1 protein-coding gene is annotated in these 754 nt (G+C 73.2%); it reads left to right on the top strand.

The genetic code is table 11. The features are described from left to right. On the top strand, window positions 1-537 hold a 537-nt coding region (locus tag CCN56_RS23430; RefSeq protein ID WP_143664608.1), incomplete at its 5' end, for a zinc-binding dehydrogenase. Window positions 538-754 lie beyond the last annotated feature (217 nt).

The following is a 754-nucleotide window of genomic DNA, read 5'->3' as shown; positions in this document are numbered from 1 at the left end:
GTCGCCCGGCCGGGCGACCGCGTGGCTGTCCTCGGGCTCGGCGGTCTCGGCCACCTCGGGGTCCGTTTCGCGGTCGCGATGGGGTTCGAGACGGTCTCGATCGCGCGCGGCCCGGACAAGGCGGACTTCGCCAAGCAGCTGGGAGCCCACCACTACATCGACAGCACCGCGGGAACCGGCGTCGCCGAGGCCCTGCAGTCGCTCGGGGGCGTCCAGGTCGTGCTGGCCACCGCCGCGAACTCCGAGGCCATCGCGGCGACCGTCGACGGGCTCACACCCCGCGGCGAGCTGGTGGTGATCGGCATCGACCCGGCGCCCCTGCAGATCGCCCCGCTCCAGTTGATCATGCCCGCCATCCTCGTGCACGGCCACTCGAACGGCACCGCCCAGGACATCGAGGACACCATGGCGTTCAGCGCCCTGCACGGAATTCGCCCCGTCATCGAGACCGTGCCGCTCGCACAGGCGGATGAGGCCTACCAGAAAATGCTCTCCGGAGCGGCCCGGTTCCGCATGGTGCTCACCACCACCGGCTGACCCAGGACACCCGGTCGTGTGCCGGCCTGTCCCCGGTGCGGTTCACCGGGGCCGCTCGACCGCCCGGGAGTCCACAGGAGAGGCCTGCCGCACGGGGGAGGGGCGTTCCGGCCGGCCACGGCGACTCGATCACCACCGACGCCGTCAAGGTCCTCGCCCGGAGCTGACGGCGAGACCGGCCGCTCGCGCCGGGGCAGGCGGGTGCACCGCCCCGGCG

It is taken from the genome of Streptomyces sp. NRRL B-24572 (genome assembly GCF_002156145.1).
In the GTDB taxonomy this organism is placed as follows: domain Bacteria; phylum Actinomycetota; class Actinomycetes; order Streptomycetales; family Streptomycetaceae; genus Streptomyces; species Streptomyces vietnamensis.
This window is presented reverse-complemented; position numbering and strand designations above follow the sequence as displayed.